The organism is Streptococcus sanguinis, assembly GCF_003943655.1.
GTDB classification, from domain to species: Bacteria; Bacillota; Bacilli; order Lactobacillales; family Streptococcaceae; genus Streptococcus; species Streptococcus sanguinis_F.
The window spans coordinates 1-850 of the sequence record NZ_RJMM01000058.1 but is presented as its reverse complement, the minus strand read 5'-3'; the positions used below and the strand labels follow the sequence as shown (position 1 = coordinate 850).

Annotated in this window: 1 protein-coding gene and 1 pseudogene; both read right to left on the bottom strand. The window is 31.9% G+C overall.

All coding sequences use genetic code 11. From position 1 onward, the window contains the following. Positions 1–144 (bottom strand): annotated as a pseudogene (locus D8886_RS11605) (DUF438 domain-containing protein); the annotation flags it as partial. Then, positions 119–850: glycosyltransferase-like membrane protein (locus D8886_RS11600; protein WP_514248608.1), on the bottom strand; the 732-nt coding region annotated here is incomplete at its 5' end. The gene D8886_RS11600 and the pseudogene D8886_RS11605, both read right to left, overlap by 26 nt.

Sequence of the window (850 nt, the reverse complement as noted above, 5' to 3'; positions counted from 1 at the left end):
GGTAATCTCCATGGGCAGATGGTCCAAAATCAGATTAGCCTCCGCCACCGACAGATAACCATGACCAAAAAGCTGCTGGGAGTCCCGATTAAAGGCTTGCTCCTTCTTTTCCTTGGGCTTAAAGGAAATGATGACCTGACCATCCTGTGGCAGAAATGGTTATGATAGCCGGTAAAAATTGAATTAGGTATCTTGTCCTTCCAGCTTCAAAGATAAATAGAAACATTAATGCACCAAAAATTGAGATTTGCATCCAAAGTAGATAGTAATTATTCGTAACAAATAACTTTGAATAAAATATCAAACCTATTACCATTATAACCCAGAGTATCTGTATAAAAAGAGCATAGTAAAAATAATTCTCCCCTTCTACATATACATATGTTCTTATTAATTTTGCAATTTTCGTATCTTGAATATTTTTCAACCACGATATATCTGGTCTATTGCTTTCAGAAAAAACCCTTTCTTGAAACCATCCCAGCATACCTTCTCCAGTCATCCAATAATATTTGTAAAATAAATGCCCTATAAAAGTTTCAAAATTATAATTTTTCAATCTACTTTTAATTTCATTTATAGCAATTCTATTTCTGTCTTTTCCCTCAGAATTTAGAATTTCTTCTGATAGCTCTGAATGAATATTTCCACTATATGTCAAACCAAGATTAACATAATATAGCATTGTACGACTTTTATTAGCTTCATACTTCACAACAGACTGGTAATTGAGAATACTTGATGTCAATAACATCGTCATAGCAAATGCTGCTGAAAATACCAATATAGACCTCAAATATGATTTCAGATATTTTTGTATATTACCTCTTAAAAAAATAAAAATTATAAC